The following is a 26,418-nucleotide window of genomic DNA, read 5'->3' as shown; positions in this document are numbered from 1 at the left end:
CATGAGCCCTTTACGTGTTGCTGTTGCCGACGACTCGGTGCTGCTGCGTGAGGGGCTCGTGCGTGTGCTCGTCGAAGCAGGGTTCGATGTTGTCGGCGCTTTTGGTGACGCGGATGAACTGCTCTCCAATCTCGATAGCTGCGAGCCCGATCTGGTCGTGCTCGATGTGCGAATGCCGCCGACGTTTCGCGACGAGGGAGTGCGGGCGGCGATTCGTTTGCGCGAATTGCGACCGCAGATCGGCATCCTGTTGCTGTCGCAGTATGTCGAGGTTGTCTACGCCCAAGAACTGCTCTCTTCTGGCCGTGGCGGTGTCGGCTATCTACTGAAAGATCGTGTGGCTTCGCTTGATCAGCTTCGGGATGCTGTTGAGCGCATTTCTGCCGGCAGTACGGTGCTTGACCCTGAGGTTGTCGCGCAGTTGGTCGGTCGCCGTCAGGATCCGTTGATGACCCTCACGCCGCGCGAGCACGAAGTGATGACTCTGGTGGCGGAGGGGCGCACCAACGCCGCCATTGCCCAGAAATTGGTGATCGGAGTTGGCGCTGTGGAGAAGAACGTCACATCGATTTTTCAGAAGCTTAATTTGGAAGATTCCGGCAGCGATCACCGACGAGTGCTCGCTGTTCTCACCTGGTTGCAGCGCTAAGCTCACTCGAATTAGCCCTAGCGCAGCGCGCTGAACTTGGTGTTGAGGGTTGTGAGATCGCGGATGCGCCGCTCAAGTGTGATGCCCAAGAACAACACGATCGCGCCGCCGATAACTGCCCAGAGCCACCACGAGGTCAGTTGATAGAAGCTGATCAGCGCGGGAGCGAACGTGTGTGATGCGTGGATGAGTACGACAATCGTGGCGATAACGAGTGGTGCTTTGAGCTTGAGCCATGCCCCAACAACGATGATCGCTACCGCGACGATTCCGAGGGCGACGATGCGCCACTGAGTGCCATCGCTGTCAGTGTCGATGAACGTTGCGATGAGGCTTGGTGCCAGCAGGATGAGGAGCCCAGCACTGAGCCAACGCATGCTTCGAGCATCCGGGTCGCTCACCATTCGAAGGCTCCCGTGGGCGAGGAGGGCAACGCCGATGAGCACGGTGACCCATTCCAGCGGCTGCACGAGATCGCCGAAGTAGGCGATAGCTCCGACAATGCTGGCGAGGGCGAACCCGAGGTAGCTCATTCGGTGGGTGAGTGGTCGCGTCGATGGACGTGAAGCGAGCACGAGCAGTGCGCCGCCGAGGGCTGCGAGAACGATGATTCGGATGGTGTCGATTGGCTGGTCGCGCTGACCTGCCTCAAGAAGCGCGAGCGTCTCTATCGCGTAGAGCAACACGAGTGCGCTACCGAGTAGCACTTCGCTGAGCACGGCCCAGCGGGGGCGGTTATCGTCGTGCGAGAATCCGCTGGCGGCAGCACCGAAGCTGGCAAGGGCAAGCACCGCGGCGGCGGCGAGCAGTCCAGCGTCGAGTTCGGGCACCATCCCTCGACTGTCGGCGATCATGATGATTGCGCGCGAAGCGGTGGTGACGACAAGCCCGATCGCGGAGGCGATGATCGCAACGCCCCAGAAGTCGATGAGGTCGCTGCGCGGTTCCACGAAGGCGGCGGTCAGGAGCAGTGCCCCGCAGAGCCCAGCAATGACGAGGGTGCGGAGTCCGTCACCACTGGCAGCATTCAGTGCGAGTGGCAGTATCGCGATGAGGAGTCCGGCGAGAGTAATCGCCGGAGCCGAGGCTAGCCGTGCTTGCCGCAGTTCTGCGCGCGCGATGAAGATCGAGAGTGCGATGACGATGGCGGCGAGGGGAAGCACATAGGCTTCGAGCGCTTCGACGCGGGACTGATCGAGGCGCAACCAGAGCGCCCAAGTGCCGAACGCGACAGCACCCCATATAGCGTGGCGGCGCAATGATGCCGATCCGAACACTCCGTCACGCGAGATCGAGCTGAGGAGCACCGTTACCGACACGAGCAGCGCGATCAACCATGGCGTGTGCTGCGGTTCAAGGATTGCGCTCACTGTGGTGATCGCGGCAACAGCCAGCGCGCTAATCTCGCTGGCTCGTCGAACGGGAGCGTCGTGGTCGCGCAGGCGCAGAATCACGCTGAAAGCGCCGACGAGCACGGATGCCGTGGCGGGGGCGAGTTCGATGGCGACCGTGGGGAGTTCGATCATTCTGCTTGCGCTGTCGAGCAACCAGGCCGTGGCGGGGGCGAGGGCGGCAGCTGCAGCAATTGCTTCGGGAACGGAGGCGCTCGCACCGCGCCCAAAGATAGTGAAGCTCAGTGCGGTAAGTACGAGAACGGCGCCAACGACGTTGACGATGGACAGATCGAGCATGAACGGAGCGGGTGACCCGGCTCCACTTGCAAAGGCCGTGCCCGCAAGGTTGGCACTCCAGAGGGATGCTGCCGCCAGAGCCGTGACACTGAATCCGGCCCACCACAGCGTGCGGGGTTCGAGCATGGCGTTCTCACGTGAGCGCATCATGAGCGCTCGGGCGATCATCCCGAAGCCAAGAATTGCGGCGATGAGCCAGAATTCGAGGTAGAGCGTTGCGCTGACGACGTAGGTGCCGAGCGCTACGAGCACAGCGAAGGTGAACGCCACGTAGGCAACGGTGCGGGTGAGTGGCGGCTTCGCGAACCGAGCGTTGGTGACGAGGAGCGCAGCGCCGAGAGTCACCAAGGCAACGATGCGGATGCTGCTGAGCGGTGTCGACGAACCGTTCAAGTCGATCGCGATGATGCCTTCGACCGCATAGAGCAGTACGACGGCGGCGCCCAGTAGTGCGGGGCTCGACTTCTGCCACAGAGTTGAGTGCGAAACGCGCGCGAAGTCTGTGTAGGCGAGCCCGAAACTGGCAACGGTCAGAAGCGTCACGGCGCCGATGAGCATGAACTCGGCGTTGGGCTGAGCACTTGGTGCGGCAGTGAACGAGTAGAGGGTGCGGGCTGCTGTGGCGGTGATGAGTCCGGTGGCGGCGGCTACAACGCTGATGCCCCAGAAGCTGAGCAGTGACGGGCGTGGTGCGATGAAGGCGGCCGCGAGCAGGAGTGCCCCACAGAGTGCGGAGATGATGAGCGTACTTGTTCCCGAGCCGCTTGCTGCGTTGAGCGCGAGCGGAACTACGGCAATGAGGAGGCCGGCGAGTGCGATGAAGGGTGCCGAGCGCAGGGAGGATTCCCGTAACTCTGCGCGGGCAGTGAAGATCGAGATAGCCAACACGATTGCGGCAAGCGGGAGTACGTAGGCTTCGAGGGCCTCAACCCGGGACTGGTCGAGGCGCAACCAGAGCGCCCAAGTGGAGAACGCAACTGCGCCCCAGATGACGAAGCGACGCGGCGAATGTGAGCCAAAGATTCCGTCGGCGGAGATCGACGCCAGCAGAAGCGTGATCGAGACGAGCAGGGCGATTAGCCAGTGCGTTTCGTGGGGTTGAAGAATTGCGCTTGCCGTGGTGATTGCCGCAACCGTTAGCGCGCTGAGCTCTCCAATGCGCCGAACGAGCGTGTGGTGTTGGCGCACGCGAAGAGTCATGCTCAGAGCGCCGACGAGAACGGATGCCGTGGCCGGAGCCAGCTCGATCGCTATGGCGCCGAGACCGGCGGTGCGGCTCGCACTATCGAGCGCCCACACCAGAGCGGGAGCGAGGGCGGCAGCAGCGACGAGTCTTTCGGCAGTGCGCGTCTGCGTCGGGCTCGTCACACCCGTGCCGGTAGACGCTGTGCTGGTAGAAACTGTGTTGCTGAATGTGGTGCTCCTCAGCATGGTGATGCTGAGTATGGTGACCAAGAGCACGGCGACGACCACACTGATGATGTTCAGGCTGAGAGCGAGCGGTGCGTCGGGGAATGGGGCCCCGTCGACTGTCGAGGTCCAGAGAATGCTGCCTGCCAGTGCTGTGCTGACGAATCCCATCCACCACAAAACTCGTCGTTCGAGGTCGGTTACTTCGCGCGTGCGGGGCCAGAGCGATCGGGCACTGATGATCACGGCAAGAACGGAGACGGTCAGCCATGATTCGAGAGGGTTGGGGCTCGTGGCGGTGAGAGCGAATTGCAGTTGTTCGCCGAAGCCAGCGGCCGCGAGAAGAAGCGCGAGCATCGCCGTGCCGAGCATCGTGGCGCGAACGGCAACGGCGGTGACGAGGTAGCGGGCGGCGAAGAGAATTGCGGCGGTGCCCATGCTGGCGAGTAGCCACGTGCCGTAGCTCGACCATCCTGAGACATAGGCGAGCACCAGAGGAAGGGAGCCGCCAATGATGAGGATGACCGTGCTGGTGCGTAGCCCAGGGCGGCGGCGCTGGCTGATGCCAATTGCGACCACAGCGAGTGCCGCCAGCGCGAGCCAGACCGCAATGACCGGCAACAGCGTTCCGGCCAGCGGCGCAGCGAGGGCGAGCGCAGCACCGGCGCTCGCGAGCACTAGGGGGAGCCGTGCGCGAAGTTGTCCTGTAGCCCACCACGCGAGCGTCATGATGACGGGAACGCTGAGAATCGCGAGTTGGGGCCAGCCGTTGTCGCTGACGTCGAACGGCGCGCTCGCCGGTGTGATGCGGCGCAGCGACGACTGAGTAACGTACTGCATGGCAATAGCGAGTGAGCTCGCGAGGGGCGAGATGAGAGCGATTGCGGTGATCGCCCAGACTCCGAGCGACGCCCAATGGGTCGTGTTGCGGCTCGCAGCGCCGAAGTATCGTCCGCTGCCTTCGCTGAGTACAGCTAGGGCGGTCAGGGTTGCGACGACGGCGAATGCGCCGATAGGGGCATCAGTTTCGATGAGATTCCACATCGCAGTTGCCACGGTTATCCCAGAGATCACGGCAAAGCTATTACGGATGATCGTGCCGAAACCTGCCCGCTGTGCGGCAACACTGTGGGCTGCCGCGACGGCGCCCAACAGGAGGAGCCAGCTTGCGGTCGAGTCGTCGTCTGACAATCGGAGCGGGAAATAGAGGGAGGCGAGCGCGCTGAGGAATCCGATCGAGAGTGATACGAACGCGTAGACGATCATGATCACTCGCTCGGCTACCCCACGGTAGTTGCCGTGGGCGGCGGTCAGGTAGATGAGCGTCGCGGCGGAGAAGGCCACCATCGGAATCAACACGAAAGTGTTCGGGGAGTCTCCATTGGCGAGCCCAGCGATGAGGAGTGCGGCGGCGGGAGGGAACGCGGCGAAGCCAAGCACGTTGACGAGGGTGAGTTTGCTCGCCCGGTGCCAGAACATGAACCCCAGCGAGGCCACAATCAGGGCGGCTCCCCAGTACACGCGACCAGCGGAGTCGCCGACGACTAGTAGCTCGTTGGCGCGCACTGCATAGATATCGAGCACAACAAGCACGACGGCCAGTGCTGAGAGTGCTTCTGCTGTCGCGGAGAGCCCACGTTTTTTCACCATCGTTGCGCCGACGATGCTCGCGATAGTGATGGTCGCGATGATCGCTGACCGCCAGATGAGTCCGAAGCTAATGAAGGCGTAGATGAGGAAGAAGATTGCGCCGACCGACAGTAGTGACACTCCGACGATCAGCAGGATGACCTGGATGCCCGTATGTGAGCGAGCGGTGGGTGCTTCATTTACGCCGGACGCTGTGTATTCGGTCAGGCGAGGCGCAGGCTCGAGAGGGCTCGCAAGAGATGAGGTGGCTGCAGCAGCAGCCGAAGCAGCTGCAGCAACATCTGGCGCCGATGTCGGCTGCGGATATACCGGTGTTGCCAGTGTCGTCGGGGGAGCCTCGGCGGCAACAGTGTGAGTGGGGGAGGCCAGTGCGGCTGTTGAGCGAGCCGCGCGTTGAGCTGCGGCTGCTTCGAGCGCGGCTCGTTCGGCAAGACGGAGCTCATCGCGAATTCGCGTGCGTTCGGCGGCTGTCTCGAACCGGATCTTTCCGATCAGTTCAAGCCGCGCATCCATGAGTGCAACGACGTTGAGTGACTCGTCCCGTAGGCGAGCGGCGTCGGGGTGGTTCATGTCGAGCCCGCAACTCACACACACCAAGTTGTTCGGAAGTGCTACAAAGCAGGCAGGGCAGCGTGAACTGTCAATGAGGTCTTTGGGGCCACGGGGAAAAAGTACGTGGCCGACATGCTCAATGAAGGAACGCGGTGCACCAACCATTTACTCGGAGTTCCTTTCGGGAGGAACCCTCAGAGTAGCGTTGAATAATCCTTAAGAAGCGATTAGACGCGAAAGTGTGGACTGCTGCTGCGAGAAGCCATTCGCTATCTGGATTTCTGGGCGAGGCTTTTCGAGGCGGTTAGTCCACGCTTGACCATCCCACCAGCGCAGCATGTGGCTGCCAGCGGGATCCGGGTACCAACCGAAGGGGGGAAGTTGAGTAGCGGTGTTAGACATCGGGGGAGTCCAAGGTGCCCTGCCGCGGTGGGCGATACGGGTGCGGCGTGCGATCCAGCCGCGGGGGATCAGTTCGGCGAACGGCTATCCCCAGTATAGGGGGCACGCTCGAATCCTGACAAGGGGTCAGTTAGTTGCCGCGCGCGGCTAAACGCGACCCCTCTGACCGTGGGTAAGATAGTCGCGTGAACATCTTCGGTTTTGTAATCTCTTTGGCGCTCTTTGTCGGTGGAATTTACATGATGGGCGAAGCTTTTTATGTAGAGGGCCTCGAGTCGGTCGTCTTCATGGGCGGACTCCTCATCACGTGCCTCGGAGTATTCGTGCCGATTCACATCATGAAGCGCATCGATAGCTAGTTGACCGTGGCGAGCTTTCTGAGTCGGCTCGCCCCTCTTGCGTTGACCCTCCGCGGGTCAAAGCGCATGTTTAGTGATCCGCAAAAAACTCTCAACAGGGTTGAGCAGCTTCGACTGCACCCCGCACAGGCCACACCGCCAGCATCCATCTCCCGTCACGTGGATGTCACTTCTCGCGTTGTTGACGGATGGACAGTATTCGACGTCTCCGCTCGCGCCGGCGCTAGCCCAGCCAAGGCACTCTTTCTTCACGGCGGTTGCTACGTCTTCGAAATTGATCCACTTCACTGGCGATTTGTTGCCAAACTCGTTCGCGAAACCGGCGTAACCATCAGTGTTCCGATCATGCCGCTTGCCCCAGCCGGGCAGGCATCCGTCGTTGTCGACAAAGTTGCCAACCTGGCGCAGTCGCTGATCGCCGAGGTGGGTGCCAGCAATGTCAGTGTGATTGGTGATTCATCCGGAGGTGGAATGGCGCTCGCGGTGGCGATGGAACTTCGCGACCGCAAACACGAACCGTTGCGGGCGATCGTCCTGTCGGCGCCGTGGCTCGACATCAGTGGGACTGACCCCAAACTGGCGGAGATCGCGCCAAGCGATCCCTGGCTGGCTGTGCCGGGAACTAAGGCAGCGGGAGCACTGTATCGCGCAGAATTGCCGGAATCTGACTGGCGAGTAAGCCCGATCCACGGCGAGCTAGCGGGCCTCGGTCCGATAACCGTGTTCACCGGAACGCGAGACATCGTGCACGCCGATGCACTTCGACTGCTCGAACAAGCAACCGAACAGGGCATTCAGATCGACTTCCATGTGGGGGAGGGAATGATCCACAACTATCCGATCCTGCCTATCCCTGAAGGGGCGCAAGCTCGGGCAGTGGCAGCGACGGCTATTCGCTGAGCAGCCTCACAGAACCGCGTTAACGACTAAAGGCCGCCTCGAACGAGGCGGCCTTTAGTAGTGGAGGGGATACGGAGAATCGAACTCCGGTCATCAGTTTGGAAGACTGAGGCTTTACCATTAAGCTACATCCCCACTCGGCACCCGATCGTGCTGTGCGCCGAGGAATACTGTACCTGAAACCTTGCGAAGTGCGAAGTCGAGATCGATCGAAACTGCTTTCGCCGCCTATTTGCTGGCAAGTAGTCGTGGAGATCTACTGATCTGCAGATCTCGTCAACATTCCGTTCCCGGTCAGGCTAGACTTGCCGAGGCCAATTTTGTACCGGCGTGAAATTCTGCGTCGCGGTCAGATCTATGTACGGCGCCCGGGGCGTAGCTCAGCTTGGTAGAGCGCTCGGTTTGGGACCGAGAGGTCGCAGGTTCGAATCCTGTCGCCCCGACGAAATACACACAACGAATTACAGGAGTCCACAACGTGAAGACAACCGTTGAGAAGTTGAGCCCGACCCGCGTCAAGCTCAACATTTCGGTCACCCCAGAAGAACTCAAGCCGAGCATTGACCACGCGTACAGCCACATCGCGTCGCAGGTCAACATCCCCGGTTTCCGCAAGGGCAAGGTTCCACCACAGCTAGTTGACCAGCGCGTTGGCCGCGAAGAGATCCTCAATCACGCTGTGAGCGACAGCCTCGACGGTTTCTACCGCCAAGCGGTCACCGAAGAAGAGATTCGCGTTCTCGGCCGTCCCGAGGCAGACATTGTCACGTGGCCCGAGGTCAAGGACTTCAGCGGAGAGCTCGTTCTCGCAATCGAGGTTGACGTTCGCCCCGAGTTTGATCTCCCTGACTACGACAAGCTCACCCTCACGGTTGACGCTGTTGAAGCATCCGCGGATGACGTGAAAGATGAACTCGACACCCTGCGTGCACGGTTCGGCACCCTCGTCACCGTTGAGCGCCCCGCAAAGAAGGGCGACTTCGCTCAGCTCGACCTCGTAGCCAAGATTGGCGACACCGAGGTCGACTCCGCATCGAGCATTTCGTACGAGCTTGGCTCTGGCGAACTGATCGAGGGCATCGATGAGGCGCTCGACTCGCTCAGCGCCGGCGAATCGACCACCTTTGAGTCAGTTCTTCTCGGTGGAGACAACGAGGGCGAGACAGCAGTAATCAGCCTTTCACTGCTGACCGTCAAGGAGCGCGAGCTTCCTGAGGCAGACGACGACTTCGCCCAGATGGCCAGTGAGTTCGACACCATCAAGGAACTCAAGGCTGACCTCAAGGAGCAGGTCAAGCGCTCGAAGGCCTTCGGCCAGGGTGCAGCAGCTCGCGACCAGATCGTTGACGAACTGCTCAAGACTCTTGACATCCCCGTTCCCGAGAAGCTCGTTGAAGACGAAGTTCACCGTCACCTCGAGAACGAAAATCGCCTCGAAGACGACGAGCACCGCGCTGAGGTCGTAATCGCTAGCGAGAAGACTTTCCGTTCACAGATCCTCCTCGACTCCATCGTTGAGAAGGAAGAGATCAAGGTCAGCCAAGAAGAGCTCACCTCGTACCTCGTGCAGGGTGCTCAGCAGTACGGCATGGAGCCGGGCGAGTTCATCCAGGTTCTGGACAAGAACGGCCAGATCCCCGCAATGGTTGCCGAAGTTGCTCGCAGCAAGGCCCTCGCGGTCGTGCTCAGCAAGGCAAAGGTTGTTGACACCAAGGGCAAGACAGTAGACGTGTCGGCATTCACCGCCATCGCAAACGCTGACGTTGTCGAGGATGACGCTGCAGTAGAAGAAGCAGCAGACGAGTCCTAAAACACAGCTTCATACTCGTGGCCAGCTAGTTATCTAGCTGGCCACGAGTTCGTTAACGAGTAGTGTGCGATCAACCAGTGATGGTGTCGAGGAACAGCCGCGAGTAGCGTGCACCGTCGACTCCGAGAGCCACATCGATCCGGCGGAATAGCGGATCGCCAGCGCCCGACTGTTCATGACCGGCAGTTCTATGGTCAACAACGGTCTGCCCCCGAGTAAGCGGATCGCCGAGACTAACTCGAACAGGCAAATTCGTGGTGCTCAGACCATCCGGATCGATCGCGGCGCACACCGCACCCGCGTCTCCGATGTCTCCATGGCCTTCGCCAACAACTCGCACCTCGCCACCCTTCACGGTGACTATGTGCTGGAGCAAGCGACCTGCTAACTGCGCGCCTGGTTCGGATGCCGCTGCAAGGTCCGCGATATCTGTGGGGGAAATCGTCACCGAGTAGAACACATCGAGACCATACATAGTGATGGGAACGCCAGAACTCAACACGATTTCGGCGGCCTCTGGATCGTGCCACGTGTTGAACTCGGCAACAGCTGTCGCGTTGCCAACGGAGGCCGAACCACCCATGAACACGATTCGTTCAACGTTGGCCAAAACTTCGGGATACATACGCACCAAGAGGGCAATGTTGGTCATCGGTGCCAACGGAACCACAGTCACCGGGGTAGGGCTGGCAAGAATTTCGCGGCGCAAGAGTTCAACAGCATGCAGCGGCACAGTGCTGCGTGGTGAAGGCGCGAGGTTCAGGTCGCCAAGGCCGTCTGCGCCATGCACATGAGCGGCATGGTTAGCCTCGGCGAGCAGCGGGCGACTGGCACCCGCAGCGACCGGAACATCGCCGGCGCCCGCAGCATCCAGTACCGCAAGCGTGTTCTTGACGACCTGTCCAAGGCTGGCGTTGCCCGCGACACACGTGACCGCACGCAGATTAACGTCGGGATGCCGCACAGCGACCATCAGGGCAAGGGCATCGTCAATGCCAGTATCAACGTCGAGAATCATTTGCTGCATGACGCAATGCTAACCGCGGCGGAGCTGCTTAATCAGCGACAAGTTCGGCCGCGTAACCACGCACCGAGCGCGAGTAAATCGGCAGATAGTCAGCCAACGCCATCAGGGCAACGGCAGCCGCGTGAGTTGACTCTCCGCGACTGGTCAACGCGAGAGCGAGAAAGGCAGCAGAAGGCCCCGTCCACTCATCATCGGGATGCTCGTGCAATTGCTGCTCAAGCATCGCTATCGCCTCATCGAGGCGACCGAGATTGCGCAGCGTGCTCGCCAGCTGAATGATTGCGCGTGGCCGTAGCGCGACATCCAGCCCGTTTTCGAGCGCTCGACGATAGAGCGGTTCGGCTTCAGCTTCGAGGCCGGCATAGTCGCGAGCTCCTGCGGCCTCGAACAAAGCCTCGGCATCGTCACCATCGCGTTCGGCGACAAGCTCATCGATAGCGATGACAACATCGCCTTCTGCCATGGACTCCGCGTTGGACCAGATATCTGCGACTCGGTCGCGCCAGTTGTCATGCATTTTGTGAGCCTACAAGCACCGGTGAACGACGCGGTACTTTGCCTAGGGCGAACAAGCCAGAATCGGGACGCGTACTCGGATACATTCGTATCAAGCGATTACTGAAACGGAGCGCAACAATGGCCCAACCGGCATTGGTCTCAAGTGTTTTTGACCAACTCCTCAAAGATCGCATCATCTGGCTTGGCTCAGAGGTGCGGGACTCAAACGCGAACGAGATCTGTGCAAAGATCTTGCTGCTCGCGGCAGAGGACCCCAAGCGCGACATCTACCTCTACGTCAACTCACCCGGTGGATCTATCACCGCGGGAATGGCAATCTACGACACGATGAAGTTCGTACCGAACGACATCGTTACCGTCGGCATCGGCCTTGCCGCGTCGATGGGGCAGTTCCTGCTCTCATCCGGCACCAAGGGCAAGCGCTACATCACCCCGAACGCTCGTGTTCTCTTGCACCAGCCGTCGGGCGGATTCGGCGGAACCTCTGCTGACATTCAAACTCAGGCTGGCGTCATCCTCGATATGAAGAAGCGCATGGCTGAGCTCACTGCAGAGCAGACCGGCAAGAGCGTCGAGCAAGTGCTCATCGACAACGACCGCGACAACTGGTTCACGGCCCGTGAAGCGCTCGAATATGGCTTTGTTGACCACCTGCGCGAGTTCGCGTCCGACGTCGTAGGCGGCGGCGGAACCGAAGAGGGCGCATCCGACAACGACGCCACCAGCAAGAAGGACTAGCAATGACGAATTTCAACCTCGGAGCACACGCGCCCGCCGGCATTGGTCGTCCGGATGTCGATGCTCGCTACATTCTGCCGACGTTCGAAGAGCGCACAGCCTATGGCTACAAGCGTCAAGACCCGTACGCGAAGCTGTTCGAAGATCGCATCATCTTCTTGGGTGTGCAGATCGACGATGCTTCCGCTGACGACGTTATGGCACAGCTTCTCGTTCTCGAGAGCCAAGACCCTGACCGCGACATCGTGATGTACATTAACTCGCCCGGTGGCTCGTTCACCGCGATGACGGCTATCTACGACACGATGCAGTACATCCGTCCCCACATCCAGACTGTGGTTCTCGGTCAGGCAGCATCTGCCGCCGCCGTGATCACTGCTGGTGGAACGAAGGGCAAGCGTCTCGCTCTGCCCAACGCTCGCATCATGATCCACCAGCCTGCTGGCGGTTCAGAAGGTGCAAGCCAGGCTTCGGACATCGAGATCCAGGCTCGCGAGATCCTGCGGATGCGTACGTGGCTCGAAGAGACCCTGTCGCACCACTCGAACCGTACGCCCGAACAGGTCAACAAGGACATCGAGCGCGACAAGATTCTGAGCGCCGCTGACGCTGTCGAGTACGGTCTTATCGACCAGGTGCTCACCAGCCGCAAGACGTTGCCGGCGATCACAAGCTAACGAACTCAACGCAGCGCTAGCGGCTTCGGCCTATAGCGACTGTGCAGCACTGAGGCGGTCATCCGAATTGTGGATGACCGCCTCAGTCAGTTAATTGTCGGAGTCGTCAGCCTTCTTGCGTCTCGCGGAGATGAGGAAGGTCGCAACGCCAGCTACAAGCACCAAAGTAATCGCGGAAGCAATCAGCACAACCGTCGACGCATCGAGCGTGGGGCTCGCATCAGTACTCTCGTTTTCAGAGTGTGTCTGGTCTGGTCCCGGTGCAGCCTCGTCGAGAGTTCCGCCACCGCACGCTGGGGGAGTGGTGAGCCCCCTAGAGATTGTTTGGCTTGAATCGGGCTTCCAGTCGAATCCGACCTCTCCAGAGATCGTGTGACCATCTGCGGAGACTACCTGCCACTGCATTAGATAGTCGCCAGCCTCCCCAAGCGTGGCTCCGGTAGAGAGCGTTGCATCACGGATGGCGAAACATCCGTCACCGAAGTACTCTCCCGATTCGTTAGTGATCTGGATGGCGAAGCCGCCAGCATCGCCGGAAAGGTCGAGCAGAGTGTCGTTTGTGGTCACGGAAAATTCCGTAGGCAACTCAGTGACGATCGCACCCTCTTCGGGATTGCTCGTGACTAGGTAGTTATGTGCGTACGCGGGCGCGGCCACGAGCAGCATGAGCGCTGCAATCATGGCCGCGCTAAGCGCAGCGCCGGTGCGGGTAATTCGACGCATCTGTGGAGCTACTTGCTGGTGGGGCGACGGAAAGCGAAGGCCAAGACCAGCGCTGCGAGTCCAGCAACGAGTCCAGCAATTCCGAGACCGCGCGCGACAGGATCACTGCTGTTTGCAGCCGCAGCGTTGTCACTCGCTGCCGCGTCATCGTGGCTGTCATCGCCGCCGTGCGTGTCTTCGTCAGTGGCAGCAGCATCGTGATGGCCAACCGGCTCGTCGTTGATGTAGAGCACAGGGGCAGGCTTCTCCGCGCCCTCTCCGGTTCCGCTCCAGCTAACGACTGAACCATCGGTGTACGTCTGGTCTGCCGTGAGCACGACGCTGCCGACGTCGGGGATGGGACCGAGTGAGACGGGCAGGAGTAGGAGCGCCCCGTCGCCGAGTTCTGAGCCAGCCTGAGCGGTCCAAATGATCGACGTCACAGCTTCGGTGATTTCGCTTTCGCCGACCATGACGGGTTCGGAAAGTTCGCTGCGCACAAGCTCGGCGTCCCAACCGGGAACCGGAACAAAGCGCACACTCGTGAAGGGCGTATCGGTGGGCAGTTTGAGCTCTACCCGGTTAGTTTTTTCGGTTTCTGACTCATTCGGCACCTTAACGGTGATGAGCGCGTACGAGCCAGCTTCGGCTTGCCCGGGTTCGATCGATACGTGTGCGATCGCAGCGAACGGGGCCGCAATAGCCAGGGTTGCGCCTGCCGCGAGGGCGAGGGCAGATTTTGTGAAGGCAGCTTTAGTCAAAATAGTCATTTCGTTCTCTCTGAAGGGTCGCAAGTATGCGACAAAAGTAAGGGGATGCTGTGCGGGCTAAGCCGCTGTGGTCGCGGCAGGTGGGCCGCGATAGCGCATCGTTGAGAGAAAACGGGTGGCAAAGCGCGCGAGATGAAGTGGTTGCTCAGGTCGGGGAACACGAGCTGTTCGCACTGTGATCGCGACAACCGGTGTGAGTAGCCGTGCCAGGAACAACCGTGCCGTTGTCAGAAGACCCCAGAAAGCGACCTCGGCGTAACGGACCATGACGATCGTGACAACGGCAGCACCAAGGTGGGAGAGCGACATGACCGAACTGGCGCTCTGAGTAACAGAGCTGAAGTTCACGGTCATCGCCGACATGTCATGGCCCGCAATTCCCTCAGGCGCGAGCATCGTACTAAAGAGTGCGTGGTACATGGCTTGGCTGGCAACGATCGCCACGGTCAGTCGTGCAAGTGAGACAGTGCGACCGGCGAGCAATGTGCACACCGCGACAGAGATCGCCAGCGACACGGCCATTCCGAACAGCGACGGGGAAACCCCGCCAGCTAGGAGATGGGAGAGGGCTGCGGCAAGTGTGGCAAAGAAGGCTGCCGCACTTCCACGAAGCACGCGCATTGCACGGGTATGCATGGGGCTCCTTCTCTCAGCTGCATCGAACTCGTTAAGCCTAGTTCGTATCCGGAGCCAGATTCGCTTGGTCGGTCACCCGGTGGCTAGTGGCCGGGCCTCGACGCGCCGAAACGCCGCCCGTAATGGTGACGGAGACTGACCCAAAATCGGGTTAGGCTCGTAATCAAGGTATTTACTCAAGGAGAGGAACCGGCATGGCCCGAATTGGGGAAAGCGCGGACCTGCTCAAGTGTTCCTTCTGCGGCAAAAGCCAAAAGCAGGTTCAGCAGTTGATTGCCGGTCCCGGCGTCTATATCTGCGACGAGTGCGTAGATCTGTGCAACGAGATTATTGAAGAACGCCTGGCTGAAGCCGGCGAAGAGGCGTCGAGTGAATTCGACTTGCCCAAGCCCCGTGAAATCTACGCCTTCCTTGAGGAATATGTCATCGGCCAAGAGGCCGCCAAGCGCGCTCTCTCTGTAGCGGTCTATAACCACTACAAGCGCGTTCGCGCCCGCAACACCATCACTTCTGCTGATGCGGTTATCGATGATGTCGAAATTGCGAAATCCAACATCCTGCTGATTGGCCCAACTGGTTGCGGCAAGACCTACCTCGCGCAGACCCTCGCGAAGCGACTCAACGTGCCATTCGCCGTTGCGGATGCCACAGCACTCACCGAAGCAGGCTACGTCGGTGAGGATGTTGAAAACATCCTGCTGAAGTTGATTCAGGCCGCAGACTATGACGTCAAGCGTGCTGAAACCGGCATCATCTACATCGACGAGATCGACAAGATCGCCCGTAAGGCAGAAAACCCCTCCATCACTCGAGACGTATCGGGTGAGGGCGTGCAGCAGGCGCTGCTCAAGATTTTGGAAGGCACTGTCGCCTCTGTTCCCCCACAGGGTGGCCGCAAGCATCCTCACCAAGAGTTTATTCAGGTCGACACGACCAACGTGCTCTTCATCGTTGCCGGCGCTTTTGCTGGTCTCGAAGAGATCATCTCCAATCGCGCAGGCAAAAAGGGCATCGGCTTCGGTGCGCCGCTCCACAGCAAGGGTGACGACGTCAACCTCTTCGGTGAGGTGCTGCCGGAAGACCTCCATAAGTTCGGACTCATTCCCGAGTTCATTGGTCGACTGCCCGTCGTGACGACGGTGACCCAGCTGGACCAGGTCGCTCTCATGGATATCCTTACGACGCCGAAGAACGCGCTCGTGCGTCAGTACCAGCGCATGTTCGAGATTGACGGAGTTGAGCTCGAATTCGAGCATGACGCCTTAGAGTCGATCGCTGACCTCGCCGTGCTTCGTCAGACCGGCGCGCGCGGACTGCGTGCGATTCTTGAAGAAGTACTTGGTCCGATTATGTTCGACGTGCCGTCAGACGAAACCGTCGGCCGCGTTATCGTCACCAAGGCTGCAGTACTCGAGAATGCCGCACCGACGATCATCCCGCGCGAGATTATGCGCGAAGAGAAGTCAGCCTAACTCGCAATTTTTCTAGAGTTCATTCTCCGGAGTTCATTCTCCGGTAGCGACTGGAAGAGTGCTGGGCAGTCGGCGCTAAATAATGCTGCATGCGCACGGTTCCTGACGGCGAGAGCCTTCCCGTAAGTACTCCTTCGCACCGCTCGCTGCTCTTCCTGCTCTGTCGGGAGTTCTCTTGGCGTGCCCAAGCATTAGGGGCACAACTCATAAGCCTGCGACACCCTCACGGCGCCCTATTTTCGCTTCGGTGGTCTCGAACCGTTGACAATCTCACCTACTTAATTCTATAGTTTGTTTAGTCCTGAATTAAGGGGAACCCATGGCGCTTCGACCGATGGCACGCACCGACGTAAACCGATCAGCAATCCTTGCTCATCTCGGTGCACACGGCCCGGCCTCTCGAGCAGAGCTCGCACGAACACTGAGCCTCTCACCGGCTTTGATGACCCAACTCACGAAAGACCTTCTGAACGACGGTCTGCTCAGTGAGTTGGAACATCAGCCATCGCAAGGTGGACGCCCGGCGCGGATGCTCGGCCTTGTGTCGAGCGCGGGGCGAGCGGTCGGTGTGAAAGTTGCCTCCGATCACGTCGCCTTCGTCGAAGTGGGAATCGATGGATCACTGCTGCGCACGGCGAGCGAACCATTCGATGCAGCGTCAGCCACCATGCTCACAAGCCTTGCCGGCCTACTGCGCGCATTCATTGCCGGAGGTTCCGAAGCACCGCTGCTCGGCATCGGAGTCGGAGTTCCCGGTGCCGTTGACTCGCAGGCTGAAGGTGTAGTCAGCTCTACCCAGCTGAAGTGGAACAACGTTCCCATCGGCGCCACTCTTCGGCGTGAACTTGGAATGCCCGTTCTGGTCGAAAACAACGTCAACGCCCTCGCGATGGCTGAACGGCTCTATGGTCTCGGGCGCCGTCATCGCAACTTTCTCGCCGTCACAATCGGAACCGGTGTCGGTGCAGCAATAGTCGTCGATGGGGGAATAGTCCGCGGTTTCGGAGGAGGCGCCGGTGAAATAGGACATGTTCCTGTTCGCGACAACGGCCCACTCTGCAGCTGTGGCAATACCGGATGCCTCGAAACTTTCGTGTCCGAATCTGCCCTGGTCGCCACAGCCAGAGACCGCGGCGTCATCGCAAGCACCGCGGGAATCACTGCGCTTCGCGATGCTGCGGATCAGGGGAACGCTGAAGCGATCGCCGTGTTCGGCGAAGCTGGCCACCTGCTGGGGCGCGTAATTGCCGGACTCGTGCATGTAATTGACCCTGAGATTGTGATCCTCCTCGGAGAAGGCACCGCTGACTGGCACCACTGGTCCTTCGGATTTGAACCGGCCTTCCGTGCGGCACTTATCCCGTCCCGTCGTGGTATTCCCGTTGCTGTTGAGACTTGGCAGGATGCCAGTTGGGCACAAGGAGCCGCCACCCTCGTGCTTGCCACCCCGTTCGATGCAGAAGGTATCGCCGGGGAACAAGGAGACTTGGTTCGCCAACGTCTGGTCCAGCAGGCATCGCCACCGGAGCGCGCCTAATGGCAATACCAACCGTATTGAGTGCGACACCGACCCCTGACTCCCCGGCAATACGGCTGCGGAGCTCAGCTCTTCGGAGAAGACGGCCCCGAGCATCCGCTGGCTACGTGCTTACCGTTCTTGCATTTCTCCTGCCCAGCGCCATACCGCTAGCGCTCTTCGTACTCGGCCCAATGCTTGCTGCAGCGTGGATCAGCTTCACCGAGTGGAATCTCATCACGCCAATGGAATTTATCGGCTGGGCTAACTACCAGTCGCTGCTTGCCGACGAGCGCACCGCCGAAGTCTTTCTGCACACCATTCAGTACATCGCAGGCTACTTACCCCTCGTCTACATTGGCGGGCTCGCACTAGCACTCGCACTGAACCGTGCGCTCAAAGGCCGTTCCCTCTGGCGCGGCATCTACTTTCTGCCCGTCGTAACCAGCTGGATCGCCGTCGCCATCGTGTGGCGTTGGTTACTCAATCCGAACAACGGAGTCGTCAACCTGGCCCTGGGATGGTTCGGAATTGATGGCCCCGGCTGGTGGACCGATCCCGACTGGGCAATGATCTCGATCATCCTCGCCAGTGCGTGGAAAGACCTTGGATTTGTGATGGTTATCTTGCTCGCCGGTCTTCAGTCGATCAACCCTGACCTGTACGACGCAGCAAAAGTTGACGGCGCCGGTGCATGGAGTCGACTGAAGAACGTCACGATCCCCATGCTGAGCCCGAGCAGTTTCTTCGTCGTCGTCATCTCCCTCATCAACGGCTTCCAAGTGTTTGATCAGGTCTACGCAATGACCGGTGGTGGACCGGGTGGATCCACCCAAGTAGTGGTTCAACAAATCTACGACCTGACGTTCCGCTACGGGGCCGCAGGCGAAGCCTCCGCCCTCTCATGGTTGCTGTTCATCGTGATTCTCGGCGTAACAGTGATTCAAATTATTGGACAGAAGAGGTGGGTGCACTATGCATAATTCACAGCGCGTTCGCCCTAAATCGATTGCATTACACGTCGTTGTCATCGTGGGCGCTGTGGCAATGTTCTTCCCGTTCTTGTGGACCTTCATCACCTCCATCACGCCAGGCGCAGGTTTTTCGATTGCTCCGCAGCTCTGGCCAGAAAACCCCTCATTTGAGGCGTACCAAACGCTCTTTACCGAGCGACCTTTTGCGCGAGTTATCGCGAACAGCGTCGGGCTCGCCCTTGTGACAACCGTGGCGCAACTGTTCACAAGCGCTACAGCCGCCTATGCCTTCAGTCGATTGCCATTTCGTGGGCGCGGCGTCGTATTCGCTATCTATCTGGCAACCATGATGATCCCGCTGCAAGTGCTTATCGTGCCCCTATTTGCCGAGCTCAAAGCCTTCGGGTTGCTGAACACCTACCTAGGAGCGCTCTTGCCGACGTTTGCTAGCGCCTTCGGCATCTTCCTGCTGCGGCAAGCCATCAACCAGGTTCCACGCGACCTAGATGAAGCAGCGACGCTTGACGGAGCCGGGCACTTTCGAGTGTTCACCCAGATCGTCCTTCCGAACATCCGGCCCGCGCTCGCAACGCTCACAGTCTTTGCCTTCATGAGCAGTTGGAACGCGTTCCTCTGGCCGCTCGTTGTACTTCGTTCACCCGAACTACAGACACTGCCCATCGCGCTCGCCGGACTACAAGGTCAGTACACCACCGCGTGGGATGTCGTGATGGCCGGCTCAGTCGTGAGCATCCTGCCGATGCTCGCGCTCTACATTTTCGCCCAGAAGTACATCATTCAGGGCGTTGCAAGCTCAGGGATCAAGTAGGCCCCGGGACACCAGAGATCCATTCATCACCTGACATCAAAGGAGATATCTAGCATGAAACGTTCACTACTTGCTGCGGGAGGCATCCTCGGCGTCTCGGCACTGCTGCTGAGTGCGTGCGCCACGGAACCCGCGAGCAGCGACGACCCGGTAACGATCACCTATTCAAACTTCACCTCATCAGGAGGTAACGAAGAGAACCTGCAAACGATCATTGATGCGTTTGAAACAGAGAACCCCAACATCAAGGTTGAGGTGACGACGTTGCCCTACGGCGACTACTTCACGACCCTGCAAACCGACCTCGCCGCCGGCACCGTCGCGGATGTCGTAGACACGAACTACGACTTCTTCCCGCAGTTGGCCTCGAGCGGTTCGCTCGCCCCACTCGAAGTCACCAACCCCGACTCCTACCGCGAATCGCTCATCGACGCATACTCGGTCGATGGCACGAGTTATGGGCTGCCGAGCTCATTCTCCGACGTAGTGCTCTACTACAACGCTGATCTGTTCGACGCCGCCGGGCTCGACTACCCGACAAGCGACTGGACCTGGACTGATGAAATGGCAGCGGCAGAGGCGCTCACCGATTCGGCAACAGGAACTTGGGGAGATCACCAACCGGTGTCGTTCTATGAGTTCTACAAAGTGCTCGACCAGAATGGCGCATCGTTTTTGAGCGATGACGGTACATCGGTCGCGTTTAACACTCCGGAGGGCATTGAGGCTGCCGAATGGCTCACCTCAAAGAGTGGCACAGTCATGCCAACCATCGAAGAAGGTCAAGGCACCGCCGACTTTGACACCAACCTCTTCCTCGAGGGCAAACTGGGAATGATGCACTCCGGCATCTGGGTCTTCGGGGCGCTGGCTGATGCACCATTCACGTGGGACATTGCGGTCGAGCCAGGAAACACTCAGCAGGCCAGCGCAGTGTTCTCGAACGCGGTCGGTGTTTCTGCAGCATCCGATCACATCGCAGAGGCAAGCGCTTTCGCTGAATTCTTGACCTCATCACAGACGATGATTGACGTGCGCTTGGACACCGGTTGGGAGTTGCCTCCCACGAGCGATGAAGAACAGCTCGCCGTATACCTGACCAAAGACACTCCAGCCAACCGTCAAGCAGTTTTCGACTCGCTTGACTCGATTGCGCTCACCCCGCTTGTCGAGAATGGCCAGCAGGAGATGCAAGACATCGTCACCGAGGAACTGATTGAGGCGCAGGCTGGCCGCAAGTCAGTGGCTGATGCTCTCGCCAGTGCTGAAGAAAGAATCAACGCAGTAATCGGATAGCACTTCTCTCGAGTGAGGCCCACCCCGTTCACGTGAGTGTGGGCCTCACTCCCGGCCGGCCCAGGAGGGCACGCAATGACTTCACCCACCGACGACGAGTCTCTCGCGTCGCTCGCGGCTCACAGCGTCACACTGATCGCGACGCTGCAGCACCCCACCGGAGCGTACCCCGCGAGCCCCACCTTCTCAGCGTATGCCGGCTATTCGTGGTTTCGCGATGGGGCATTCATCGCAGACGGGATGTCGGCGGCGAACGCTGTCGACTCGGCCTCCCAGTTTTTTGACTGGTGCGAAACAATTCTTCTCGATCGTCGTACCCAAATTGACGCGATCGAGCTTGCCGAGGCAGCCGGAACACCGCTCGCTAACTCTCAGATGCTTGCCACTCGCTTCACTTTCAACGGTGGTGAAGGCAACGACGACTGGTGGGACTTCCAAACGGATGGCTTCGGTACGTGGGTGTGGGCTGCTATAGCGCATGCGCAACGGCACGGTCTCAGTGTCGAACGCTGGAGAAGGGGCATCGAATTGTCGGTGCGTTATCTTCTGGCCACCTGGCAGCGCCCCTGCTTCGACTGGTGGGAAGAGCACGAATCCGAGCGCCATGTCTCGACGCTGGGATGCGTCGTAGCCGGGTTGAGCGCGGCCGCTGACTCTGGGGTACTCGCGTCAGAGTGGCAAACACGGGCACGGCTCGCTGCCGCAGAAGCTCAGGACCTCATTCAGCGTGAGGGCATTCGTGATGGTCACTTGGTCAAGTGGTTGGGGTCTGATGCAGTCGACGGATCACTCGCCGCGCTCATCGCTCCACTCGGAGTAGTTGATGGCACTTCGTCTGTTGCGTCGCAAACTGTGGCGCGCATCATGGCCAAACTGGCAGTGAACGGGGGAGTGCATCGCTATCTCGACGACACTTTTTATGGCGGTGGACAATGGCCGCTGCTCAGTTGCATGGTCGGCCTCGCATACTCTGCCGGAGGCGACTCCGCACGAGCTCGCGAACAATTGGAATGGGCTGCCACGACCGTAACGGCTGAAGGGTTCTTGCCGGAGCAAGTCGATGACCACCTTCTCGCCCCGACGCGGGTTGCAGAGTGGCTCGAACGCTGGGGAACCGTTGCCACACCCTTGCTGTGGAGCCATGCCATGTTCGTGCGGCTAGCCGTGGAGATTGGCGTTTACGTGCCGCCAGTGGCAACCGAACCAGCACACGAAACTACTGAACGACACCACGGAAATGAAAGAGAGACTGTCTAGTGCTGAGACATCGACCACGAGGCTCGGGTCACCCATATTCGGTTGATACAGAACAGCGTCAGCCGGTAATCCCCATCGAAGGTGATGACCTTCGTCTGGGAGTGCGCGCGACCTCCGACGTTGACGAAGTAACCCTCGAGTGGCACGACGGCGAATCGATTACCGAGCATCCACTCGAGCGGGTTCAACAGCGTTCACGGGGACAGGCCGTTGACGGCGGCCACTTAGCGTCTGCTCAGGCCAAACTGGCGCGGGCCAGCACCGGCTTCGCGGTAGCAGTCAGCACCATAGGGGCGGGGGCTTCCTACCGCTACCGGTTCGTTGGAGGCCCACGCTCCTCACCACGCTCGCAGTCCACACGGTGGTTCTCTGTTCGAGCATCGGGTTGGCAGAGTGCGCCAGACTCCCGTGTTGCCGTGGATGCCGCTGCCGGGCTCGTTGCCGGCAGCGTTAGCGTACTCACTGACGGGCACGGAATCGTGAGAGTGCGATTCGCTTTGGCTCTTGAGGCTGGAGAGCACGTGTCTGGCTTTGGCGAGCGCTTCGACTCTCTTGACCATCGCGGGACGAGTCTCGACTCAGTGGTCTTCGAGCAGTACAAGTCGCAGGGCGCCGAACGCAAAACATACCTTCCGATGCCTTTCGCTCATGTCGTTGGCGGGCGCGGTTGGGGCTTTCACGTGCGGACGAGTCGCCGGGTGTGGTTCGACGTGGCGGAAAGCGATTCTGAGTTGCTCTGGATCGAGGCAGAGGTTGACGCGGCCGATGATGACGCCGAGGTGCTCACCGTCGGCGGTTATGACGGCAGTCCCGCTCAGGTGCTCAACCAATTCCTGGCCGAAGTCGGGAGACCGGAAGTGTTGCCGAGCTGGGTCCACCGGTTGTGGGCCAGCGGCAATGAGTGGAACACTCAAGCCGAAGTCATGCGTCAGATGGATGCCCATCGTGAGCACGGCATCCCGGTCGGTTGCGTCGTTATCGAAGCGTGGAGTGACGAAAGTACCTTCACGGTGTGGCGGGATGCGCAATACACGCCGACCCCCGACGGCGCACCACTGGCCCTTACTGACTTTAGGTTCCCCGCCGAGGGTGCCTGGCCCGACCCGAAGGCCATGATTGATGAGCTGCACGATCGCGACGTTCGCGTGTTGTTGTGGCAGATTCCCCTGATCAAGATGCGCCCCCACCCGGTGGAGCAAGCCCGTTTCGATGCCGATGCCGCAGTGGCAGAGGGCGTGCTTATTCAGGATGAGGACCCTCGCGGTGTGCTCAAGCCATACCGCAATCGCGGTTGGTGGTTTCCGCTCTCTCTGATGCCGGACCTCACAGATGACCGATCCGCTCGATGGTGGACGGAGAAGCGTCGCTACCTCGTCGAAGACATGGGCGTCGATGGTTTCAAGACTGATGGCGGCGAACATGCGTGGGGCTCCGAGTTGCACTATCGCGATGGGCGTCGCGGCGACGAAAAGAACAACACATTTCCCGTGCACTACGCGCGGGCCTACGGAGACCTGTTGCGGCGAGCAGGCAAAGCGCCGGTGACATTCTCTCGAGCGGGCTACACGGGATCTCAGGCGCACGGCGCTTTTTGGGCCGGCGACGAGAACTCAACCTGGGATGCATTCCGTTGGTCGTTGTTCGCTGGTCTCAACGCAAGTGCGAGTGGGATTCTCTATTGGGGGTGGGACTTGGCTGGGTTTAGCGGAGACGTGCCAACGGCGGAACTGTATGTGCGCTCCCTTGCCGCAGCTGCGTTCGTCCCGATCATGCAATACCACTCAGAGTTCAACCATCACCGTTCGCCGAGTAGAGACCGAACACCCTGGAATATTGCCGAGCAGTCAGAAAACCCCGCAGTGCTCTCAATGAGTCGCTCGATTGTTGAATTGCGCGAACGCCTTGTCCCGTACCTTGCTGCGGAGAGCGAGTGGGCGGTAGCCAACGGGACAAACGTGATGCGTCCATTGTTCTTCGACTGGCCTCAGGATGAACGACTCTGGAAGCAACCCTTGCAGTGGATGCTGGGGCGAGACATTCTCGTTTCACCCGTCACCGAAGAGGGCGCCCGTGAGCATTCGGCAACGCTTCCCGCTGGCGACTGGGTTCACGCCTTTAGCGGCGATCCCGTTGAGGGAGCGGCAACCGATACTCGAACAGTGCCGTGGGACGAGGTTCCCGTCTACGTGCGTGCAGAAGCGTGGCAGCGTTTAGCGGCCACATTTAACGGGTAGTGCGCGGATCGATGATCCTGAGGGCGACCGCGTCCGGTGATGGAACCTCAGCAAGATTCGGGTAGTGCTGAGTCAGGATCGCCCTCAGGGCATCGTGCTAGATGACATCTAAGTGTCGGGGTGCGCTAGGCGCAACCGGGACTATTGTGCCCTGTTCGGGTGGTTTGCGAAAGAGTTTCAGCAATTTTTGTTGAGCACGCACAATGATCGTGCGTTGATGAGCTGAATAGCCTGCATATATCGTCGAAACGCCCGCAACTGTTGCCGTGATCGAGGCGGAGTCTGAAGCATGCGCAACGGACTCCGCTCCGACGAAAGGGCTCTAGCTCAGCCCGCGACGATTCAGCAGAGGCTGCAGTTCGGCGTCACGACCGCGGAAATCGCGGAATGCTTCGAGTGGATTCTTCGAGCCGCCGACACCGAGAAGTTTTGATCGAAAACGGTCGCCATTGGCCCGCGTGAGCCCGCCATTTTCGGTGAACCACTCAACCGTGTCGGCATCCAACACTTCGCTCCAAATGTAGGAGTAGTAGCCAGCGTCGTAGGCAGAGTTTGCGAAGATGTGCTGAAAGTAGGTGCTTGAATACCGCGGAGGTACGGCAGCGTTGTCGAGACCGACCGCCGCTAGCGCCTGCGCTTCGAAAGCGGCAACATCAGTCACGTCATCGTCGGCGCCAATGCGGTGCCAGGCTTGGTCTATGAGGGCAGCAGCCAGATACTCACACGTGAGGAACCCCTCGTTGAAAGCAGCGCTCGCGTGGATGCGTTCGACGATCTCGCGTGGCATTGATTCACCGGTCTGATAGTGCTTGGCGTAGTTGTCGAGCACCTCGGGCCAGAGCATCCACATTTCGTTTACCTGACTGGGGAATTCAACGAAGTCGCGGTAGGTGTTTGTGCCTGAGAACTTCGGGTAGGTCACTCGAGCGAACAGCCCGTGCAATGCGTGCCCGAATTCGTGAAAGAGCGTGTTCACTTCGTCATAGGTCAGCAGTGTGACTTCGCCAGCCGCGGGCTTAGGCACATTGAGGTTGTTGGTCACAATGACCGGATGCCCGAGCAGATCTGACTGCGAAATGAGCGAGTTCATCCACGCCCCACCGCGCTTCGAATCACGCGTGTACAGATCAAGCGTGTACAGGCCAACCTCGGTGCCGTCCTCGTTCGTGACCTCAAAAATGCGAACGTCTGGGTGGTAGGCCGGAAGGTCATAGCGCTCACTGAATGTCACGCCATACAGCTTGGTCGCGGCAAAGAACACACCATCACGCAGCACGCGCTCTGCCTCGAAGTATGGGCGCATCTGGGTGGTATCGACGTTGTATTGTTCGGCCCGAACTTTCTCCGAGTAGTAAGCCCAATCGGCGGCGGTCACCTCAGTGTGAGCCAGCTTCTCGAGCGCAGCATGTTCTTCACGAGCATTGCGGGCAGCAGCCGGTGCGAGCTTTCCGAGCATGTCTGCCACGCGCTGCGGGTTCTGCGCCGTCTCGTCGGCCGTAACCCATGCCGCATGACTCTCAAAGCCCAACAGTGCCGCCCGCTGAGAGCGCACCTTGGCGATCTCAAGAACCAGAGCACGGTTATCGAAATCCCCACCCCGAATACCGCGGGCTCGTGATGCTGCCAAAACTCGACCGCGCACATCCGCATTGTGCAAGACAGACAAGTGAGGCTGGTTGGTTGGCAGAATCAGAGTGATCAGGTACTTGCCGGTGAGACCACGATCTGCTGCAGCACTCGCGGCAGCAGAAATTTCTGACGCATCGAGACCGGCGAGTTCTTCTGAACTATCCGCAACGATCGCAAGATCATTGGTGTCGGCGAGCAGGTTCTTCTCAAACTTCGTCGTCAAGCTCGACAGCCGGGAGTTGTATTCGCGCAAGGTGGCCTTGGCCTCGTCGTCGAGGCCAGCTCCTGAGAGCGTGAACTCTGTGAAGTAGCGTTCGACGAGGTAGCGCGCTTCGGCATCCAGCGTGCTGGAATCAAGGCCATCGTGAATACGGCGGATGCGCTCGTAGAGTTCGCTGTTGAGGCTAATGGCGTCGCGATGGGCAGCAAATTTCGGGGCAATGACTTCTTCAAGAGCATCCGTCGCCGCGTTGCTGTCGGCCGAGGTCTTATTGAAGAAGACAATCGCGGCACGCTCAAGCAGTTGACCGCTTTTCTCCAAAGGAATCATCGTGTTTTCGAAGGTCGGCGAATCGGTCTGAGAGGTTATCGCCGCTATCTCCTCAAGCTGCTGCGCCATGCCTTTCTCGAACGCGGGAGCGTAGTGCTCATCCTCGATATCGGCGAACGGTGGCATACCAAAGGGCAGCGTGCTGGGCTCAAAGAAAGGATTGGTCATA

General features: G+C 59.7%; 21 protein-coding genes and 2 tRNA genes. 14 read left to right on the top strand and 9 right to left on the bottom strand.

What is annotated here, in order from left to right:
- Nucleotide 1: 1 nt before the first annotated feature.
- Nucleotides 2-649 carry a response regulator transcription factor gene (locus AC1ENN_RS08825; RefSeq protein WP_480405867.1) on the top strand — a complete coding sequence of 216 codons (648 nt, stop codon included), beginning with the start codon at nucleotides 2-4 and terminating at the stop codon, nucleotides 647-649.
- Nucleotides 650-666: 17 nt separating this feature from the next.
- On the opposite strand, the gene AC1ENN_RS08820 is transcribed toward AC1ENN_RS08825, so the two are convergent.
- Nucleotides 667-5,970, bottom strand: a complete 5,304-nt coding sequence (locus tag AC1ENN_RS08820; protein WP_480405866.1) for an SCO7613 C-terminal domain-containing membrane protein — start codon at nucleotides 5,968-5,970, stop codon at nucleotides 667-669.
- A 198-nt stretch (nucleotides 5,971-6,168) separates the two neighbouring features.
- Nucleotides 6,169-6,354 carry a DUF2510 domain-containing protein gene (locus tag AC1ENN_RS08815; protein ID WP_449646969.1) on the bottom strand — a complete coding sequence of 62 codons (186 nt, stop codon included), beginning with the start codon at nucleotides 6,352-6,354 and terminating at the stop codon, nucleotides 6,169-6,171.
- A 185-nt stretch (nucleotides 6,355-6,539) separates the two neighbouring features.
- Here AC1ENN_RS08815 and AC1ENN_RS08810 point away from each other — a divergent pair, with 185 nt between their 5' ends.
- Complete coding sequence (locus tag AC1ENN_RS08810; protein WP_449646968.1) at nucleotides 6,540-6,713, top strand: hypothetical protein; 174 nt, start codon at nucleotides 6,540-6,542, stop codon at nucleotides 6,711-6,713.
- A gap of 6 nt (nucleotides 6,714-6,719) precedes the next feature.
- Nucleotides 6,720-7,613 carry an alpha/beta hydrolase fold domain-containing protein gene (locus AC1ENN_RS08805; RefSeq protein WP_449646967.1) on the top strand — a complete coding sequence of 298 codons (894 nt, stop codon included), beginning with the start codon at nucleotides 6,720-6,722 and terminating at the stop codon, nucleotides 7,611-7,613.
- A 61-nt stretch (nucleotides 7,614-7,674) separates the two neighbouring features.
- Here the strand turns inward: AC1ENN_RS08805 and AC1ENN_RS08800 are convergent.
- Nucleotides 7,675-7,748, bottom strand: a tRNA-Gly gene (locus AC1ENN_RS08800).
- A gap of 234 nt (nucleotides 7,749-7,982) precedes the next feature.
- On the opposite strand from AC1ENN_RS08800, the gene AC1ENN_RS08795 reads away from it, so the two are divergent.
- A tRNA-Pro gene (locus AC1ENN_RS08795) sits at nucleotides 7,983-8,056 on the top strand.
- A 35-nt stretch (nucleotides 8,057-8,091) separates the two neighbouring features.
- Nucleotides 8,092-9,423 carry a trigger factor gene (gene tig / locus AC1ENN_RS08790; RefSeq protein ID WP_480405865.1) on the top strand — a complete coding sequence of 444 codons (1,332 nt, stop codon included), beginning with the start codon at nucleotides 8,092-8,094 and terminating at the stop codon, nucleotides 9,421-9,423.
- A gap of 70 nt (nucleotides 9,424-9,493) precedes the next feature.
- Here the strand turns inward: tig and AC1ENN_RS08785 are convergent, their stop codons facing one another.
- Both AC1ENN_RS08785 and AC1ENN_RS08780 read right to left on the bottom strand, forming a co-directional pair.
- Nucleotides 9,494-10,450 (bottom strand): nucleoside hydrolase, encoded by a 957-nt coding sequence (locus tag AC1ENN_RS08785; protein WP_480405864.1) that lies wholly within the window; start codon nucleotides 10,448-10,450, stop codon nucleotides 9,494-9,496.
- A gap of 28 nt (nucleotides 10,451-10,478) precedes the next feature.
- Nucleotides 10,479-10,967 carry a tetratricopeptide repeat protein gene (locus AC1ENN_RS08780; RefSeq protein ID WP_480405863.1) on the bottom strand — a complete coding sequence of 163 codons (489 nt, stop codon included), beginning with the start codon at nucleotides 10,965-10,967 and terminating at the stop codon, nucleotides 10,479-10,481.
- A 119-nt stretch (nucleotides 10,968-11,086) separates the two neighbouring features.
- On the opposite strand from AC1ENN_RS08780, the gene AC1ENN_RS08775 reads away from it, so the two are divergent.
- Nucleotides 11,087-11,707 carry an ATP-dependent Clp protease proteolytic subunit gene (locus tag AC1ENN_RS08775; RefSeq protein ID WP_219948205.1) on the top strand — a complete coding sequence of 207 codons (621 nt, stop codon included), beginning with the start codon at nucleotides 11,087-11,089 and terminating at the stop codon, nucleotides 11,705-11,707.
- 2 nt (nucleotides 11,708-11,709) lie between these two features.
- Nucleotides 11,710-12,384 (top strand): ATP-dependent Clp protease proteolytic subunit, encoded by a 675-nt coding sequence (locus tag AC1ENN_RS08770; protein ID WP_449646963.1) that lies wholly within the window; start codon nucleotides 11,710-11,712, stop codon nucleotides 12,382-12,384.
- Nucleotides 12,385-12,474: 90 nt separating this feature from the next.
- Here AC1ENN_RS08770 and AC1ENN_RS08765 read toward each other — a convergent pair whose 3' ends face one another.
- Genes AC1ENN_RS08765 through AC1ENN_RS08755 form a run of 3 tightly spaced genes read right to left on the bottom strand, consistent with a single transcriptional unit; the run spans nucleotide 12,475 to nucleotide 14,492 of the window.
- Nucleotides 12,475-13,107, bottom strand: coding sequence for a copper resistance CopC family protein (locus AC1ENN_RS08765; RefSeq protein ID WP_480405862.1), 633 nt, complete (start codon nucleotides 13,105-13,107; stop codon nucleotides 12,475-12,477).
- An 8-nt stretch (nucleotides 13,108-13,115) separates the two neighbouring features.
- Complete coding sequence (locus AC1ENN_RS08760; RefSeq protein WP_480405861.1) at nucleotides 13,116-13,856, bottom strand: YcnI family copper-binding membrane protein; 741 nt, start codon at nucleotides 13,854-13,856, stop codon at nucleotides 13,116-13,118.
- A gap of 57 nt (nucleotides 13,857-13,913) precedes the next feature.
- Nucleotides 13,914-14,492, bottom strand: a complete 579-nt coding sequence (locus tag AC1ENN_RS08755) for a hypothetical protein (protein ID WP_480405860.1) — start codon at nucleotides 14,490-14,492, stop codon at nucleotides 13,914-13,916.
- Nucleotides 14,493-14,686: 194 nt separating this feature from the next.
- Here AC1ENN_RS08755 and clpX point away from each other — a divergent pair, with 194 nt between their 5' ends.
- The 7 genes from clpX to AC1ENN_RS08720 all read left to right on the top strand — a co-directional run bounded on the left by clpX (nucleotide 14,687) and on the right by AC1ENN_RS08720 (nucleotide 24,070).
- The gene (clpX, locus tag AC1ENN_RS08750) at nucleotides 14,687-15,964 is read left to right on the top strand and encodes an ATP-dependent Clp protease ATP-binding subunit ClpX (RefSeq protein WP_449646959.1); all 1,278 of its coding nucleotides are present in this window, start codon (nucleotides 14,687-14,689) and stop codon (nucleotides 15,962-15,964) included.
- A 319-nt stretch (nucleotides 15,965-16,283) separates the two neighbouring features.
- A complete protein-coding gene (locus AC1ENN_RS08745) occupies nucleotides 16,284-17,501 on the top strand; it encodes an ROK family protein (protein ID WP_480405859.1) in 1,218 nt (405 codons plus the stop codon).
- Entirely contained in the window at nucleotides 17,501-18,463 is a 963-nt protein-coding gene (locus AC1ENN_RS08740) for a carbohydrate ABC transporter permease (RefSeq protein ID WP_449646957.1), read from the top strand. Before AC1ENN_RS08745 ends, AC1ENN_RS08740 begins: the two co-directional genes overlap by 1 nt.
- Complete coding sequence (locus AC1ENN_RS08735; protein ID WP_480405858.1) at nucleotides 18,456-19,283, top strand: carbohydrate ABC transporter permease; 828 nt, start codon at nucleotides 18,456-18,458, stop codon at nucleotides 19,281-19,283. Before AC1ENN_RS08740 ends, AC1ENN_RS08735 begins: the two co-directional genes overlap by 8 nt.
- A gap of 54 nt (nucleotides 19,284-19,337) precedes the next feature.
- Nucleotides 19,338-20,579, top strand: a complete 1,242-nt coding sequence (locus AC1ENN_RS08730; RefSeq protein ID WP_480405857.1) for an ABC transporter substrate-binding protein — start codon at nucleotides 19,338-19,340, stop codon at nucleotides 20,577-20,579.
- A 75-nt stretch (nucleotides 20,580-20,654) separates the two neighbouring features.
- A complete protein-coding gene (locus AC1ENN_RS08725) occupies nucleotides 20,655-21,836 on the top strand; it encodes a glycoside hydrolase family 15 protein (protein ID WP_480405856.1) in 1,182 nt (393 codons plus the stop codon).
- A complete protein-coding gene (locus AC1ENN_RS08720; protein ID WP_480405855.1) occupies nucleotides 21,836-24,070 on the top strand; it encodes a glycoside hydrolase family 31 protein in 2,235 nt (744 codons plus the stop codon). The genes AC1ENN_RS08725 and AC1ENN_RS08720 overlap by 1 nt, the downstream gene beginning before the upstream one ends.
- Before the next feature lie 322 nt (nucleotides 24,071-24,392).
- On the opposite strand, the gene AC1ENN_RS08715 is transcribed toward AC1ENN_RS08720, so the two are convergent.
- Nucleotides 24,393-26,417 (bottom strand): M3 family metallopeptidase, encoded by a 2,025-nt coding sequence (locus AC1ENN_RS08715; protein ID WP_480405854.1) that lies wholly within the window; start codon nucleotides 26,415-26,417, stop codon nucleotides 24,393-24,395.
- Between the last annotated feature and the right edge of the window lies 1 nt (nucleotide 26,418).

It is taken from the genome of Rhodoglobus sp. G.S.23, from assembly GCF_056675935.1.
The sequence above is the reverse complement of the archived record's forward strand: the minus strand, read 5'-3'. Positions and strand labels throughout refer to the sequence as shown.

Coding starts and splice junctions, on each gene's coding strand:
- AC1ENN_RS08825 (WP_480405867.1), top strand. CDS start 2: ATGAGCCCTTTACGTGTTGCTGTTGCCGACGACTCGGTGCTGCTGCGT.
- AC1ENN_RS08820 (WP_480405866.1), bottom strand. CDS start 5,970: ATGAACCACCCCGACGCCGCTCGCCTACGGGACGAGTCACTCAACGTC.
- AC1ENN_RS08815 (WP_449646969.1), bottom strand. CDS start 6,354: ATGTCTAACACCGCTACTCAACTTCCCCCCTTCGGTTGGTACCCGGAT.
- AC1ENN_RS08785 (WP_480405864.1), bottom strand. CDS start 10,450: ATGCAGCAAATGATTCTCGACGTTGATACTGGCATTGACGATGCCCTT.
- AC1ENN_RS08780 (WP_480405863.1), bottom strand. CDS start 10,967: ATGCATGACAACTGGCGCGACCGAGTCGCAGATATCTGGTCCAACGCG.
- AC1ENN_RS08775 (WP_219948205.1), top strand. CDS start 11,087: ATGGCCCAACCGGCATTGGTCTCAAGTGTTTTTGACCAACTCCTCAAA.
- AC1ENN_RS08770 (WP_449646963.1), top strand. CDS start 11,710: ATGACGAATTTCAACCTCGGAGCACACGCGCCCGCCGGCATTGGTCGT.
- AC1ENN_RS08765 (WP_480405862.1), bottom strand. CDS start 13,107: ATGCGTCGAATTACCCGCACCGGCGCTGCGCTTAGCGCGGCCATGATT.
- AC1ENN_RS08760 (WP_480405861.1), bottom strand. CDS start 13,856: ATGACTATTTTGACTAAAGCTGCCTTCACAAAATCTGCCCTCGCCCTC.
- AC1ENN_RS08755 (WP_480405860.1), bottom strand. CDS start 14,492: ATGCATACCCGTGCAATGCGCGTGCTTCGTGGAAGTGCGGCAGCCTTC.
- clpX (WP_449646959.1), top strand. CDS start 14,687: ATGGCCCGAATTGGGGAAAGCGCGGACCTGCTCAAGTGTTCCTTCTGC.
- AC1ENN_RS08745 (WP_480405859.1), top strand. CDS start 16,284: ATGGCGCTTCGACCGATGGCACGCACCGACGTAAACCGATCAGCAATC.
- AC1ENN_RS08740 (WP_449646957.1), top strand. CDS start 17,501: ATGGCAATACCAACCGTATTGAGTGCGACACCGACCCCTGACTCCCCG.
- AC1ENN_RS08735 (WP_480405858.1), top strand. CDS start 18,456: ATGCATAATTCACAGCGCGTTCGCCCTAAATCGATTGCATTACACGTC.
- AC1ENN_RS08730 (WP_480405857.1), top strand. CDS start 19,338: ATGAAACGTTCACTACTTGCTGCGGGAGGCATCCTCGGCGTCTCGGCA.
- AC1ENN_RS08725 (WP_480405856.1), top strand. CDS start 20,655: ATGACTTCACCCACCGACGACGAGTCTCTCGCGTCGCTCGCGGCTCAC.
- AC1ENN_RS08715 (WP_480405854.1), bottom strand. CDS start 26,417: ATGACCAATCCTTTCTTTGAGCCCAGCACGCTGCCCTTTGGTATGCCA.